The sequence below is a fragment of the Paracoccus sediminis genome (assembly GCF_900188295.1).
Classification (GTDB): Bacteria; Pseudomonadota; Alphaproteobacteria; order Rhodobacterales; family Rhodobacteraceae; genus Paracoccus; species Paracoccus sediminis.
In genome coordinates, this window is sequence record NZ_FZNM01000003.1 from 275,843 (window position 1) to 289,858 (window position 14,016).

The 14,016-nt window shown below is 63.1% G+C and carries 15 protein-coding genes; 7 read left to right on the forward strand and 8 right to left on the reverse strand.

The window, feature by feature from the left end:
* The first annotated feature begins 5 nt into the window (after window positions 1–5).
* The 6 genes from lysM (at window position 6) to CHB77_RS18005 (ending at window position 5,849) form a co-directional block, all read left to right on the forward strand.
* On the forward strand, window positions 6–524 hold the full coding sequence (lysM, locus tag CHB77_RS06795; protein WP_089387420.1) for a peptidoglycan-binding protein LysM: 519 nt from the start codon (window positions 6–8) through the stop codon (window positions 522–524).
* A 139-nt stretch (window positions 525–663) separates the two neighbouring features.
* Window positions 664–2,547: an acyl-CoA synthetase gene (locus CHB77_RS06800; RefSeq protein WP_089387421.1), complete on the forward strand. Its 1,884-nt coding sequence runs from the start codon at window positions 664–666 to the stop codon at window positions 2,545–2,547.
* Window positions 2,548–2,641: 94 nt separating this feature from the next.
* Complete coding sequence (locus CHB77_RS06805; protein ID WP_089387422.1) at window positions 2,642–3,724, forward strand: glycosyltransferase family 61 protein; 1,083 nt, start codon at window positions 2,642–2,644, stop codon at window positions 3,722–3,724.
* 24 nt (window positions 3,725–3,748) lie between these two features.
* On the forward strand, window positions 3,749–4,597 hold the full coding sequence (locus CHB77_RS06810; RefSeq protein WP_089387423.1) for a glycosyltransferase: 849 nt from the start codon (window positions 3,749–3,751) through the stop codon (window positions 4,595–4,597).
* Between the two features lie 110 nt (window positions 4,598–4,707).
* On the forward strand, window positions 4,708–4,860 hold the full coding sequence (locus CHB77_RS18285; protein WP_165456214.1) for a hypothetical protein: 153 nt from the start codon (window positions 4,708–4,710) through the stop codon (window positions 4,858–4,860).
* Between the two features lie 188 nt (window positions 4,861–5,048).
* Window positions 5,049–5,849 carry a hypothetical protein gene (locus CHB77_RS18005; protein ID WP_131023323.1) on the forward strand — a complete coding sequence of 267 codons (801 nt, stop codon included), beginning with the start codon at window positions 5,049–5,051 and terminating at the stop codon, window positions 5,847–5,849.
* A 6-nt stretch (window positions 5,850–5,855) separates the two neighbouring features.
* On the opposite strand, the gene ettA is transcribed toward CHB77_RS18005, so the two are convergent.
* From ettA to rimO, 5 genes are read right to left on the reverse strand one after another with little or no spacing between them, the layout of a single operon-like run.
* Complete coding sequence (ettA, locus tag CHB77_RS06815) at window positions 5,856–7,511, reverse strand: energy-dependent translational throttle protein EttA (protein WP_089387424.1); 1,656 nt, start codon at window positions 7,509–7,511, stop codon at window positions 5,856–5,858.
* 57 nt (window positions 7,512–7,568) lie between these two features.
* Window positions 7,569–8,414: a sulfotransferase family protein gene (locus CHB77_RS06820; RefSeq protein WP_089387425.1), complete on the reverse strand. Its 846-nt coding sequence runs from the start codon at window positions 8,412–8,414 to the stop codon at window positions 7,569–7,571.
* A gap of 14 nt (window positions 8,415–8,428) precedes the next feature.
* The gene (locus CHB77_RS06825; protein ID WP_089387426.1) at window positions 8,429–9,064 is read right to left on the reverse strand and encodes an MT-A70 family methyltransferase; all 636 of its coding nucleotides are present in this window, start codon (window positions 9,062–9,064) and stop codon (window positions 8,429–8,431) included.
* A complete protein-coding gene (locus tag CHB77_RS06830) occupies window positions 9,048–9,662 on the reverse strand; it encodes a BglII/BstYI family type II restriction endonuclease (RefSeq protein ID WP_089387427.1) in 615 nt (204 codons plus the stop codon). Before CHB77_RS06830 ends, CHB77_RS06825 begins: the two co-directional genes overlap by 17 nt.
* The gene (rimO, locus tag CHB77_RS06835) at window positions 9,659–11,023 is read right to left on the reverse strand and encodes a 30S ribosomal protein S12 methylthiotransferase RimO (protein ID WP_165456227.1); all 1,365 of its coding nucleotides are present in this window, start codon (window positions 11,021–11,023) and stop codon (window positions 9,659–9,661) included. The genes CHB77_RS06830 and rimO overlap by 4 nt, the downstream gene beginning before the upstream one ends.
* A 106-nt stretch (window positions 11,024–11,129) precedes the next feature.
* On the opposite strand from rimO, the gene CHB77_RS06840 reads away from it, so the two are divergent.
* Window positions 11,130–11,579 carry a hypothetical protein gene (locus tag CHB77_RS06840; protein WP_089387428.1) on the forward strand — a complete coding sequence of 150 codons (450 nt, stop codon included), beginning with the start codon at window positions 11,130–11,132 and terminating at the stop codon, window positions 11,577–11,579.
* On the opposite strand, the gene CHB77_RS06845 is transcribed toward CHB77_RS06840, so the two are convergent.
* Genes CHB77_RS06845 through CHB77_RS06855 form a run of 3 tightly spaced genes read right to left on the reverse strand, consistent with a single transcriptional unit; the run spans window position 11,580 to window position 13,881 of the window.
* Window positions 11,580–12,341 (reverse strand): ABC transporter permease, encoded by a 762-nt coding sequence (locus CHB77_RS06845; protein WP_423212884.1) that lies wholly within the window; start codon window positions 12,339–12,341, stop codon window positions 11,580–11,582.
* A gap of 5 nt (window positions 12,342–12,346) precedes the next feature.
* Window positions 12,347–13,288 carry an ABC transporter ATP-binding protein gene (locus tag CHB77_RS06850; RefSeq protein ID WP_089387430.1) on the reverse strand — a complete coding sequence of 314 codons (942 nt, stop codon included), beginning with the start codon at window positions 13,286–13,288 and terminating at the stop codon, window positions 12,347–12,349.
* Window positions 13,288–13,881, reverse strand: a complete 594-nt coding sequence (locus CHB77_RS06855; protein WP_089387431.1) for an NADPH-dependent FMN reductase — start codon at window positions 13,879–13,881, stop codon at window positions 13,288–13,290. Before CHB77_RS06855 ends, CHB77_RS06850 begins: the two co-directional genes overlap by 1 nt.
* Between the last annotated feature and the right edge of the window lie 135 nt (window positions 13,882–14,016).

The window sequence follows — 14,016 nt, forward strand, 5'->3', positions numbered from 1 at the left end:
CTGCAATGGCTATCTGGGATTTCGTGAAGGACGCGGGAAAATCGGTTTTCGGCAAGGCCGAGGCCGCCCAGCCCAAACCCGCCGCTGCGCCGCAGGGCCAGACTGCGCCCGATGCGCCAAAGCCCGCCCAGGATCCCGACACGGCCCGCAAGGTTGCCGCGCTCAAGGCCGAGCTGAAGGCGTTGAACCTGGACAGGGACGACGTGCATCTGACCTTGCGCGGGGATACCGTGACGATTCAGGACAAGGGCGCGGATCGCGAAACGCTGGAAAAGCTGATTCTCGCCTTGGGCAACATCGAAGGCATCGCCAAGGTCGAGGCCGACCTGCCCGATGCCGGGGCCGAGGCCGGAAAGGCCCCCGTGTTCCACACCGTCAAGAAAGGCGAAACCCTGTCCGCCATCGCCAAGGCTTATCTGGGCAATGCGAACAAATACAATGCCATCTTCGAGGCCAACCGGCCGATGCTGAAGGATCCCGACAGCATCTATCCCGGCCAGACGCTGCGTATCCCGCAGGAATGACATGCTGACGTGGCGTCGGGTGCCCCCTGACGCCGCGTCTCGTGGACCTGTCCCCGCCAGGGCACTTGCCCCTTTTCCTGTGGTTGGCTCATTGTGATTGCGAACGGGATCAGGAGGGTGGTCCCTGGGAGGGGGACAGATGACGCGATTCATCGGCTATGACGACCGCAATGCCCTGGAGGCTGAAATGCCCTATGAGGCGCGCGGGCTTGCCGTCACGCTTTACGGCTTTCTGACGCAGACCGCCGAACGGTTTCCCGACCGGCCCGCGATCAGCTTTCAGCTTTTGTCCGGTCCCAAGGATCACGCGACGACCCTGACCTGGCGCGACGTGCTGGAACGCGTGACCGAAACCGCCAACCTGTTTCGCAAGCTGGGTGTCGGCCCGGACGACACCGTGGCCTATCTGCTGCCCAACAGCATCGAGACCCCCGTTGTCCTTCTGGCGGGTGCGACGGCGGGGATCGTCAATCCGATCAACCCCCTGCTGGATGCCCAGCAGATCGCGGGCATCCTGCGCGAAACCCGCGCAAAGGTGCTGGTGACGCTGCGAGCCTTTCCGAAAACCGACGTGGCGCAAAAGGCGGCCGAGGCCGTGGCCTTGGCCCCCGGCGTGACCCATGTGATCGAGGTGGACCTGAACCGCCACCTGCGCGGAATCAAGCGTTACATCGTCCCCCTGATCCGCCCCCGCGTGAAGCGCCGCCACAAGGCCAAGGTCGTGAACTTCGAGGCCGCGACCAGTGCCGAAAAACACACGCGGCTGGATTTCGAGGATGTGCAGCGCGATCGCGTCGCCGCCTATTTCCACACCGGCGGCACCACTGGCACGCCCAAGGTCGCGCAGCACAAGTATTCCGGCATGATCTACAATGGCTGGCTTGGGGGAACGCTGCTGTTCGACGAAACCGACGTGCTGATGTGCCCGCTGCCGATGTTCCACGTCTTTGCGGCCTATCCGGTTCTGATGTCCTGCATCGCATCCGGCGCCCATGTCGTGATGCCCACCCCGGCCGGATACCGGGGCGATGGCGTCTTCGACAATTTCTGGAAACTGATCGAACGCTGGCAGGCCACGTTCCTGATTTCCGTTCCGACCGCGATTTCCGCGCTGATGCAGCGCCCGGTCAACGCCGATGTCAGTTCGCTGAAAACGGCGATCTCGGGGTCGGCGCCCTTGCCGGTCGAGCTTTACAACCGTTTCAAATCCGCGACGGGGGTCGAGATCGCCGAAGGATACGGCCTGACCGAAGCGACCTGCCTGGTCAGTTGCAACCCGGTCGCCGGACGCAAAAAGGTGGGGTCGGTCGGCATCCCCCTGCCCTATACCCAGGTGCGCATCCTCAACCACGACGATGCAGGCCGCGTCCACGAATGCGCCATCGACGAGGTTGGCGAGATCTGCGTGGCCAATCCGGGCGTCTTTCCCGGATCGACCTATACCGAGGCCGACAAGAACCACACGCTGTTCACCGACGACCTTTATCTGCGCACCGGCGACCTGGGAAGGCTGGACGGGGACGGGTATCTGTGGATCACGGGCCGCGCCAAGGATCTGATTATCCGCGGCGGCCACAACATCGATCCCGCCGAGATCGAGGAGGCGATGCTGTCCCATCCCGCCGTGGCCTTTGCCGGCGCCATCGGACAGCCCGACAGCTTCGCGGGCGAACTGCCCTGCGTCTATGTGGAACTGGTCGCCGGCGCCTCGGCGACCGAAGGCGAACTGCTGGACCATGCCAGAAACCATATCCACGAACGCGCCGCCATTCCCAAGCATGTCGAAATCCTGCCCGAGCTGCCCAAGACGGCGGTGGGCAAAATCTTCAAGCCCGACCTGCGCCGCCTGGCCATCACGCGCATCTATGACGCGGCGCTTGACGGCACCGGTGCCAGCGTGGCCGAGGTGGCCGAAGACAAGAAGCGCGGCCTTGTGGCGCGGCTGGCCCGCGGCCCCGGCACGGACGAGGCCGCCGTAAAGGCCCGCCTGGGCGAATTCACCTGCCCTTGGGAATGGCGCTAGCGGTTCTTGCAGCAGGATCGCGCTTCACGGGAACGGACTTGTTGTTTACAACCGTTCAGGGCAGCCGCGATCCGGCCCGCGACAAGGACAGGCGATGACCGAACCTCTTCCCGATGCTGGCTGGTCGCGCGAAATCGTGGTGATCGGGAATGCGCGGGTATTCCCCCCCGAGACGATGACGGGCCGTCCAGCCTGCGGCGTCCTGACGGGCAAGGGTGACGATTGCCTGCACGCATCGACCTGGCGCGGCGGCATCCGCATGACGCGCCGGATCGAACGCACCGATCCGCCTGCCGCAGTCCTCAAGGGACGCTATGTCTGGGGCGGGCTTTATTATGGGCATTTCGGACATTTCTTCACCGAAACGATGGCGCGCTGCTGGGCCTTCGACCAACCGGGCATCGACGGCATCCTCTTTGTCCCGAAGCATGACAAGCTGTCCGAATTCCAAAGCTATCAATCCCGTTTCTGGGCGATGCTGGGTGTCCAGGTTCGCGAACGCATCCTGCGCCAGCCGGTGATCGTCGAGGAACTGCTGGTGCCGGGCCAGGGCTTTGGCCTTGGACGGATCGCCCAGGGCACGCCGGAATTCCGCGCAGCGATGCGGCGGATGGCCGACCGCATCCCCGACGATCCGCCGCGCCGGATCTATATCTCTCGGACCCGGTTCAACGGGCGGGGGGGTGTGCTGGCCGAACGGGTGATCGAACGCAACATGATCGCGCAGGGCTATGTCATCATGCATCCCGAAAAGATGGAGCTGCCCGACCAGTTGCGGTTCTACAAGTCGGCCACGCATATCCTGGGGATCGACAGTTCCGCCTTTCACATCGCGGGCATGGTCGCCGATCCCGCCAAGCGGATCGGCTTCATCCTGCGGCGCAGCAACGACGCCCATGCCTCGATCGCGGCGCAGATTGCCGGGATGACCGGCCGCAATCCTGCGATCATCGACGCCTTGGCCGCGCATTGGATGGACGACGGGGCCACCCAATCCAACCACCTCAGTTGGGGAGAGCTTGATTTCCACCGCCTGGGACAGGAACTGGAGCGCCACGGCTTCATCGACGCCGCGATCCCGTGGCACGCACCGGATCCGCAGGACATGGCGGACAGCATCGCTTGGGCGCAATCGAAACATGCCGAGAGCCTGGTCCGGGTCGGGATCGCGGGCTGAGCCGAAAGAACAGGGAAACGCCTGATGAACGATCGCGACATCTCGATCCTTGGGGTATGCCGCTTTTCCATGCTGGGGCGGGGCGACTGGAAAGCCTATCGCAACCAGCCGGATGACGCGTTGCAGGCGATCTATGCCCGGCAGGCCCTCGGCCTGTTCGCGCGGGAACGGCTGGACGCGCGGCTGGACACGTTCCGGCATCTGACGCTGCGGTCGCTGGCCAGCCAGACGGACGCGGATTTCCGGCTGCTGGTGGTGTCGTCCGACCGGATGCCCGCCGAATACCGCGCCCGGCTGGAGGAGACATGCCGCGGCGTGGACCAGGTGGTGCTGCGGTTCCTGCCGCCGATCCACGTGTCCGACGCGATCGCCCAGGTCGCGGCCGAGATCGGCCTGCACCTGCCCGACACCGTGCAGTTCCGGCTGGACGACGACGACTGCGTGGCGCGCGACTATGTCCGCCGCCTGCGCCGCCACGCGGCCAGCCTGTGGCGCAACGCCCATTTCGCCGTCAGCTTTCCGTCGATCTTCTATTGCGTCACCGACGGCCCGACCGAGGGGATCTATGACTGGTTCAGCCCGTTCTTCAGCGCGGGCGCGGCGATCCGGCATTCGTCGCGCACGATCTTCGATTACGGCCATTACGCCATCCCGACGCGGCTGGTTGCCGTCACCGACCCGCATTTCCCCAACATCGTCACCCATCGCGGCGACAACGACACCCCCCGCCATGCGCCCGAGATCCTGCGCAAGCGCGGAATGCGCCCCGCCACCCGCGCCGAGGTGGAACGCGCGCTGGAACGCCATTTCGACTATCTGACGCCCGAGGGGATTGCCCTGTGCGGCTTCGACCGGATGCTGGCGGGGATTTAGGCATACGTTTCAGACCAAAGTGCGGTTTTCGGGCGGTAACGCGCCTGTGTCTTGGGGGGTGCGGCGATTCGGGCCAAGCTGGACCATCGCAACAGGAGACAGGAGCGCCGATGACCCGACTTTCCCTTGCAACCCTCACCGCCTGCCTGCTGGCCGCCCCGGTCCTGGCCTTAGACGGCCCGACCGCGACGGACACTGTGGCAGGCCCGGCGACCACGCTGATCGTGGCCAACTGCCCCGGCAAGCCGCCGGTGAACGCTTGAACAAGGCGCAACGCCGGAAGGCGTTGCGTTTTTTTTTAAGGTGGGTTTCACCCCACAGTTCGACGGGAAGAGGGGATAGTATAGAATCTACCACACGATTTTTAATAAAAACTAGTAGGACATCTTTGCCAATTCTGATATCTTCACGCTGTCTTTAGTTCCCATTCGGTTTCTCGTGGAGAACAGTGATGCCAGAATTTTTAGAAATTTCTGAGAAAGAACTTCTTGAGAGAATTGTTACACTTGAGAACTTTATAAGTCATCAAGAAACAAAAAAGACAAATAGACTTACTGCTTTTGCTTCTGCTTTAGCTCTTGCAATTTCGATAATGTCTGGCGGCTTAGGTTTGTATAATGCCTTCTTTATTGCTCCGGAGATAAAAATCCAAGCAGATGCGATCAGCCTTAGTTCCAAGATTGATCAACATCGAGAGGACTTAGCCAAACTTAATTCTTTGCCTATGGACGCAACTCCTGCTCAACGATCGGTCGCTGAAGAAGAGGTAACTTTCGGTCAAGCTGCTATTATGGGTTCCGTTAAAATAAGCTCTTCTGAAGTATTATCTGCCTTGGCAGGAACTGATCTCGTCATGTTAGCTTGGATAGCTATGATGACAGAAGAGGAAGACATTTCTCAAAGTTTGGCAAATCTTGCGATTAATCGGGCTGCAACATATGGCGATCGGATGACAGCGAAAGCGACCTTAGCACAGTCTATACTCTTTTTTGATCCCCCGCGTGGCGAGGAGACATTTTACAACCTCTTCCGTGAAATCACAGAAAGTGAAAGTCGTCTACGGGGCCGTGCATTCCTAGGCGCAGCAAACCAAATGATCCAAGTTATTTCAGGAAAAAGAGACTGCACAGGACTTTCTAGAAATTGGAAGATAATGGAAGAAAACTACATACCTCTATTGCCCGAGAGCGCCATGTTGGCAGATTACATAGAAAAAAATGTAAACGAAACCTTGGGAAATTTGAATTGTTAAGATTTCTTACCGCGTAAACTTCTTATACTTCACCCGCTTCGGCTCAATCGAATCCGCCCCCAGACGCCGCACCTTGTCCTTCTCATAGTCCTCGAAGTTGCCCTCGAAGAACTCCACATGCGCGTCGCCCTCGAACGCCAGGATGTGCGTGCACAGGCGGTCCAGGAAGAACCGGTCGTGGGAAATGATGATCGCGCAGCCCGCGAAATTCTCGATCGCCGCCTCCAGGGCTTGCAACGTTTCCACGTCCAGGTCGTTGGTCGGTTCGTCCAGCAGCAGCACGTTGCCGCCCGCCTTCAGCAGCTTGGCCATGTGCACACGGTTGCGTTCGCCGCCCGACAGCAGGCCGACCTTTTTCTGCTGGTCGGCGCCCTTGAAGTTGAACGATCCGACATAATTGCGGCTGTTGACCTGCGCGTCGCCCAACTCAATGACCTCGGCCCCGCCCGAGATCTCCTCCCACACGGTCTTGTCGGGGTCCAGGCTGTCGCGCGATTGGTCCACAAACGCCATCTTGACGGTGTCGCCAATGGTGATCGTGCCCTCGTCCGGCTGTTCCTGACCGACCAGCATCTTGAACAGCGTGGATTTGCCCGCCCCGTTGGGACCGATCACGCCGATGATGCCGCCGGGCGGCAGGCTGAAGGACAGATCCTCGATCAGCTGCTTGTCGCCCATGTGCTTCTTCAGGCCCTCGACCTCGATCACCTTGCCGCCCAGGCGCGGGCCGTGGGGAATGACGATCTGGGCGCGGCCCACCAGTTCCTTGACCGATTCGTCCACCATTTTGTTATAGGCGGAAATCCGGGCCTTGGACTTGGCCTGACGGGCCTTGGCGCCCGCGCGGATCCATTCCAGTTCCTTTTCCATGGCCTTCTGCTTGGACTTGTCCTCGCGCGCCTCTTGCGCGACGCGCTTGGCCTTGGCCTCCAGCCATGACGAATAGTTGCCTTCGTGCGGCAGGCCGCGGCCGCGTTCCAGTTCCAGGATCCAGGACGTGATGTCGTCCAGGAAATAGCGGTCGTGGGTGACGGTCAGGATCGTGCCCTTGTAGTCGATCAGGTGCTTTTGCAGCCAGGCGATGGTTTCTGCGTCCAGATGGTTGGTCGGTTCGTCCAGCAGCAGCATGTCCGGCGCCTCGAGCAGCAGCTTGCACAGAGCCACGCGGCGGCGTTCGCCGCCCGACAGGGTTTCCACATCGGCATCGTCGGGCGGGCAGCGCAGCGCCTCCATCGCGATGTCGATCTGGTTGTCCAGTTCCCACAGGTTCTCGGCGTCGATCTCGTCCTGCAACCGCGCCATCTCGTCGGCGGTCTCGTCGGAATAGTTCATCGCCAATTCGTTGTAGCGGTCCAGCTTTTCCTGCTTGGCCTTCACGCCCTCCATGACGTTGCCGCGCACGTTCAGTTGCGGATCCAGCCAGGGTTCCTGCGACAGATAGCCGACCTTGGCGCCCTTGGCGGCCCAGGCCTCGCCCTGGAAATCCTTGTCGATCCCGGCCATCACCTTGAGCAGCGTGGATTTCCCCGCGCCGTTCACGCCCACCACGCCGATCTTGACGCCCGGCAGGAAATTCAGGCGGATGTCCTGGAACACCTTCTTGCCGCCGGGATAGGTCTTGGACACGCCGTCCATGTGATACACGAACTGATAGGACGCCATGGGAATCTCCTGCAAACTTTGGGTGCTATGTAGGCCAAAGCGGGGCCGTGCGAAAGGTCAGCGCGTCCGGGATGCGAAATCGGCGCCCAGATGATCGGCCAGAAAGGCCAGTTGCGGCGCCAAGCGGTCGGCCAGCGCCGCGACGGCCTGGGGCGGGGGCCTGACGGGGTTGCGATTGGCAAAAACCTTTTCGGTCAGATCGGCATAATGCCAGGGACCGATGCCCAGATGGGTTTCGACCGCATCCATCACGCCGTGCGGATCGGACGCGATGCGGCCAAAGGGCAAGACCAGCATGTCGGGGAAACGGGCCTGCCAACGCGGCAGATAGCGGGCATAATCGCCCCGGTCGTACAGAATGGGATTGTCGATCTCGGCCATCCAGTCGGCGACGGTTTCGGGACGGCGGCCTTCGCGTTGCAGGTTCATGCGAAGCTGGGACACCGCGCGATCGACCGGGTGGCGGATCAGATATATCACGCGCGCCTTGGGCAGGAAGTCCGCGACATAATCGACGCCCTCATCCGGCAGCGTCGAATATTCAGGGGTGATGTCCACCGGCAGCACGCTGGGCGGGGCCGGGGCGAAGACCCGCTTGTACCACTGGTTGTGGAACATTTTTCCACGCGTCACAGCGTCCAGATAGGCATCCAGGTCCGGCGGCACTGGGATGCCGCGCCGGGCGTGCCGTTCGCGGACCTCTTGCGGTTGCCGGCGGTAATGCCAGCCGATCCAGCGGCGGTGTTCGGGGATGAAGCGGTGGTTGAAATACTGCACCTCCTTAAAGGGAGGGATCCAGACCTGCGGGTGCTGGCCCAGCATCCGCGCCAGCCAGCTTGTCCCGGCCTTCTGCGCGCCGATGCACAAGGCGCCGGGCTTGCGGGGCCGGCCTGCCGGATCCATCGCAGCCCCAAGGCTCAACGCAGCTTGACCACGTTGCTTTGGGAATGGTTGGAATAGGTCGGCCAGTCGGGTTCGTATTCCTCGGCCTGGTTGCCCCAGACGGTCCAGCCCTTGCGCGGGCCGCGCGCGAACATCTCCAGGCGCGGACCCCAGGAACAGGCCTCGATCAGGTCGTATTGTTCGTCGGGCTTGCGGCTGTGTTCGCGTTTCTGGGTGGCGATGACGTTTTCCTGGCTGCGGCCGGGCGCCAGGGTGCGGACGTCCTTGCCGCGCACGCCGAACAGCAGGATTTCAGTCACATTGCGGAAATAAAAGCCCACGCCGCGCCGGTCGGGGCCGCCGTCCTTGCGGACCTTGTACCAGATCAGGTTCGACTTGTATTTGAAGCCCCAGTGCTCCATCACCTTCAGCCCTTCGGGCAGAAGGGCGTTCGGCACCCATAGGTAAAGATGGGACCGGGCGTCGGCCACGGCCTCGACCGGCAGGTCGCAGATCGCGTCCAGCGTCATCGTCGGATAGCGTGACAGGCGCTTGTGTTCGGGGGCCATCTTGCCGGTGCGGTTCTGGAACTGCCAGGGCGGGTCGGCCAGAATGGTGCCAAACTTGACCGCGCCCGCGGTGGCCAGAAGATCGTCAGACGCGCTGCTCAACGTGGCCTCCGGTATCCAGGTAAAGGGCTTTGGTGATCCCGAACACCAATAGCGGACAGCCCGCCCCGCCGCCACCTTCAATTCGCGGCAGCAGCTTCGACATGTGGGTGGTGGATTCGCCATAGGACGACCCGCGCCCCAATTGGCGAAAGATCTGTTGCAATTCGTCTGATCGGGTAACGATCACCCCCACAGACAGCGCCCGCAGGTCGAACAGCAGTCGGAAGTTGTTGAGATCCCTATCGTAAAACGGATCCTTGTTGTTCCATTCGATTTCCAGCCCGATGTTGTTCTTGAAGCAATCGACCTTGTGTGTGGGGCTTTCCTTCATCAGGTCATCGACCACGATGCCGGTGCGGAACTGCCGTTCGCGCCAGCCGCGCGTGGCCAGAAATCCGTCGATGAAGGCCGAGACACGCGACTTGTTGCCGCCCCCCACCTCGATCCATTCTCGCTTGAGGCGGAACGAGGTCAGCACGTCGATGATGTCGCGCCATTCGTCGGGAAAGTCATGGGCCAGGATGGCGCTGGCGTGGCGCCATTCGTGAACTTCGTAGCGGTCGGCGATGAAGGCGGGCAGACGATTCCGCAGTGTCACAAACGGCCCCAAAGGTCGTATTCGCCCGCCTCGTCCACGGTGACGGTCACGATGTCGCCGGGGGTCAGGGTCTGAAACCCGTCGTCGATGAACAGGTTGCCGTCGATTTCGGGCGCATCGGCCTTGGTCCGGCAGGTGGCGCCGTCTTCGTCCACGCTGTCCACGATGGCCTCCAGCCGCTGGCCGACCTTGGCTTGCAGCTTGGCTTCGCTGATCGCCTGGGCCTTGGCCATGAAGCGGTCGAAACGGTCCTGCTTGACCTCGGGCGCGACATGATCCGGCAGGTCGTTGGCCCGCGCGCCCTTGACGTTCTCATACTGGAACGCGCCGACCCGGTCCAGCTGCGCCTCGTCCAGCCAGTCCAGCAGGGTCTGGAATTCGGCCTCGGTTTCACCGGGATAGCCGACGATGAAGGTCGATCGCAGGGTGATGTCGGGGCAGACCGCGCGCCAGGCGGCAATCTCGTCCAGCGTCTTCGCAGCGGCAGCCGGTCGCGCCATGCGGCGCAGCGTGTCGGGATGGGCGTGCTGGAAGGGGATGTCCAGATAGGGCAGCACCCGGCCTTCCGCCATCAACGGGATCAGGTCGCGGACATGCGGATAGGGATAGACGTAATGCAGCCGCACCCAGGCACCCAGCGATCCCAGATCGCGCGCCAGATCGGTGATATGGGCGCGGTGCCCCCGGTCGGTCGCGTGCCGCAGGTCAAGGCCATAGGCCGACGTGTCCTGGCTGATGACCAGCAGTTCCCTGACGCCGGCCTGCACCAGTCTTTCGGCCTCGCGCACGACGGCATGGGCCGGGCGGCTGACCAGGCGCCCGCGCATGTCGGGGATGATGCAGAACTTGCACTTGTGGTTGCAGCCCTCGGAAATCTTCAGATAGCTGTAGTGGCGCGGGGTCAGGCTGACGCCGGATGCGGGCAGCAGGTCGATGAAGGGATCGGGCTGCGGCGGCACCGCCTTGTGAACGGCATCCAGAACGGCCTCGTACTGATGCGGGCCGGTGACGGCCAGCACCTTGGGGTGCGCGCCGGTGATGTATTCGGGTTCGGCCCCCAGACAGCCCGTGACCAGAACCTTGCCGTTCTCGCGCAGCGCCTCGCCGATGGCGTCCAGCGATTCTGCCTTGGCGCTGTCCAGGAATCCGCAGGTGTTGACGATCACCGCGTCCGCGCCCTTGTAGTCCGGGCTGATCGCGTAACCCTCGGCCCGCAGGCGGGTCAGGATGCGTTCGCTGTCCACAAGCGCCTTGGGACAGCCGAGGCTGACCATGCCGATGGTCGGCTGGCCGTCGCGGCGTTCTTCCGGAATGCGGGCGCGGGCCAGGTCGGGGCGCAGGTCGGGCGGGTTCGTGTGCATCCGCCGCAAATAGGGGATCCGGCGCCGCCAGAAAAGAGGCATGGCGCCGGAACCTTGTCGCCGGAACGTGATTTCCCCTTGGCCCGGCCGTCGTCAGAATGCCCCCATGATCCGAACCTCGCTTCGCCTGACCATTGCCGCCCTGCTGATCGCCGCGGCCCCCACCCTGGGACTGGCCGAGATTCGCGACCGGGGCCGCTTCATCGACGTGAACAACCATCGGGGCGGCAACGTCATCCAGACGGTCCAGTTGCGCGAACGGCTGGCGCGGTCGGGCAAGACGGTGCGCATCCGGGGCTATTGCCGGTCGGCCTGCACGATCCTGACGACCATGCCGAACGCCTGCCTGTTCCCCGATTCGCGGATCGGCTTTCATGCGCCGCGCATTCCCAACACCCGCATCATCCCGCCTCTGGTGGACGAGATCATGGGCGCCTTTTATCGCGGCGGCATCCGCGACCGCTGGTTCGGAGGCTGGAACCGGTCTCTGGACATGACGGTGCTCTCTGCACGGGAATATGTCCGCCTGGATCCCAAGACCAGGCTCTGCGGCTGATTATTCCCGCAGCCGCCAGCCGGTCGCGAAGATCCATCGGATCGCCAGGCAGCAGGCCGCGATCATCAGGCTGACCGCGACCAGCGACACGCCAACCGGCACGTCGGCCAGCCCGAAGAACGACCAGCGAAAGCCGGACACCAGATACAGGACCGGGTTCAGCTTGGCCACGGCTTCCCAGAACGGCGGCAGCATGTCCGACGAATAGAAGGCGCCCCCCAGAAACACCAGGGGCGTGATGACCATCATCGGCACGATCTGCAACTGTTCGAACGACTTGGCCCACAGCCCGATGATGAAGCCCAGCAGGCTGAAGCCGATGGCGGTCAGGATCAGAAAGGCCAGCATCCAGACCGGATGCAGGATATGGACACCCACAAAGAAAAAGCTGGTCAGCAGGATCACCAGGGCGATCAGCACGGCCTTCATTGCGGCGGCGCCGACGAATCCCAGCGTGACCTCGATCCAGCCCACGGGGGACACCAGGTATTCATAGATCGTGCCGCTGAATTTCGGAAAATAGATGCCGAAGCTGGCGTTGCTGACCGATTGCTGAAGGATCGTCAGCATCATCAGGCCGGGCACGATGAAGGCGCCGTATTCCACCCCCTCGACCGATTGGATGCGCCCGCCGATGGCCGCGCCGAAGACCACGAAATACAACACGGTGGATACGACCGGCGACAGCAGCGACTGCATCACGGTGCGGAAGAACCGCATCATCTCGTGGTGAAAGATCGCCCAGACGCCGGGCCAGTTGATCCCGCTCATGCCGTCACCTCCTGACGCGGTTCGGACACCAGGGTCATGAACACTTCCTCCAGGCTGGATTGCCGGGTGGACACATCGCGCACCTTGATCCCCTGCGCGGCCAGATCGCCCAGCAGATGCGCGATGCCGGTGCGTTCGGCGCGGGTGTCGTATTCATAGGCCAGTGACCGGCCATCGGGCGACAAGCGCAGGTTGCGCCCGGCCAGTTCGTCAGGGATCATCGTCAGGGGCGCCGTCAGTTCGACCGTAAGGGTCTTCTTGCCGAATTCGCCCATCAATTCCGACGTGGGCTTTACCAGCAACAGCCGGCCCTTGTTGATGACGCCGATCCGGTCGGCCATCTCCTCGGCCTCTTCCAGGTAATGGGTGGTCAGGATGATCGTCACGCCCTCGCGGCGCAACTGGCCCACGACCTCCCACATCTCGCGGCGGAGCGCCACGTCGACGCCGGCGGTGGGTTCGTCCAGAAACAGCACCTTGGGCCGGTGGGCCAGCGCCTTGGCGATCAGCACCCGCCGCTTCATGCCGCCCGACAGTTCGCGCGTGGCCGCGTCGCGCTTGTCCCACAAGGCCAGGCTGCGCAGCACCTGTTCGATATGGGCGTCGTCCTGGCCTTCCCCGTACAGGCCGCGCGTGAAGCGGACGCAGTTGATGACCTTTTCGAACGGTTCAAGGGCGATTTCCTGCGGGACCAGCCCGATCAGCCTGCGCGCCGCGCGCCAGTCGGTGCGGATGTCGTGCCCGCCCACGCGCACCGTGCCGCCCGTCGGCACCACCAATCCGCAGATGATGGAAATGAGCGTCGTCTTGCCCGCGCCGTTCGGTCCCAGCAGGGCGATGATCTCGCCCTCGTGGATGTCCAGCGTCACGTCGCTCAGCGCGCGGGTGCCGCTGTCGTATTGCTTGGACAGGGTGTCGATCTGGATGATCGCGGTCATCAGGTTATCCTTTCGTCCCCCTCGGGGTGATAGGGCCGGGCGTGGCGTGCCTGGGCAAGGGCCTCGACCCACCAGTCCAGACGGTGCGCGAAAACAGCCATCGCCGCCTCGGCGGCGGCCGCATCCTCGGGGTCGGTGATGTGCCCGCCTTCGTCGAACCGCCGCCAGGGCGAGGCGAAGCTGACCGTGTCGCGCAGCGTCACCGTATGCAGTTCCGCCAGGATGATCCGCAAGGCCTCCAACGCGCGCAACCCGCCCGAGATGCCGCCGTAGCCGATCAGCCCCACGGGCCGCGCCCACCATTCCGCGACCACGGAATCGATCAGGGTCTTCAACCACCCCGGTTCGGCATGGTTGTATTCGGGCGTGACGATCACGAACCCGTCCAGGTTCGCCATCCGCCTGCGCAGGTGCAGGGTGGCGGCGGCATCGCCGGTCTGCACCGGCAGCAGGTCGGGATCGGCGGGATCGATCAGCCGCGTGGCAAAGCCGTGCCTTTCCAGTTGGCGGATCGTCCAGCGGGCCACCCGGTCGTTGATCCGCCCTTCCCGGATCGACCCCAGGATCACCCCAATGCACCTGCGTTCCGCCATTGACTGCTCCTTGCGACGTCCTGATCCGGGCTGCCCGTCAAAGACATTCATCCCTGGTCAGGGACACGGCGAAAAATCCACCGGACTTCGTGCATGTAAGCCCTGCCCGCCCTGCTGCAAGGCCGTCGCGCGGTT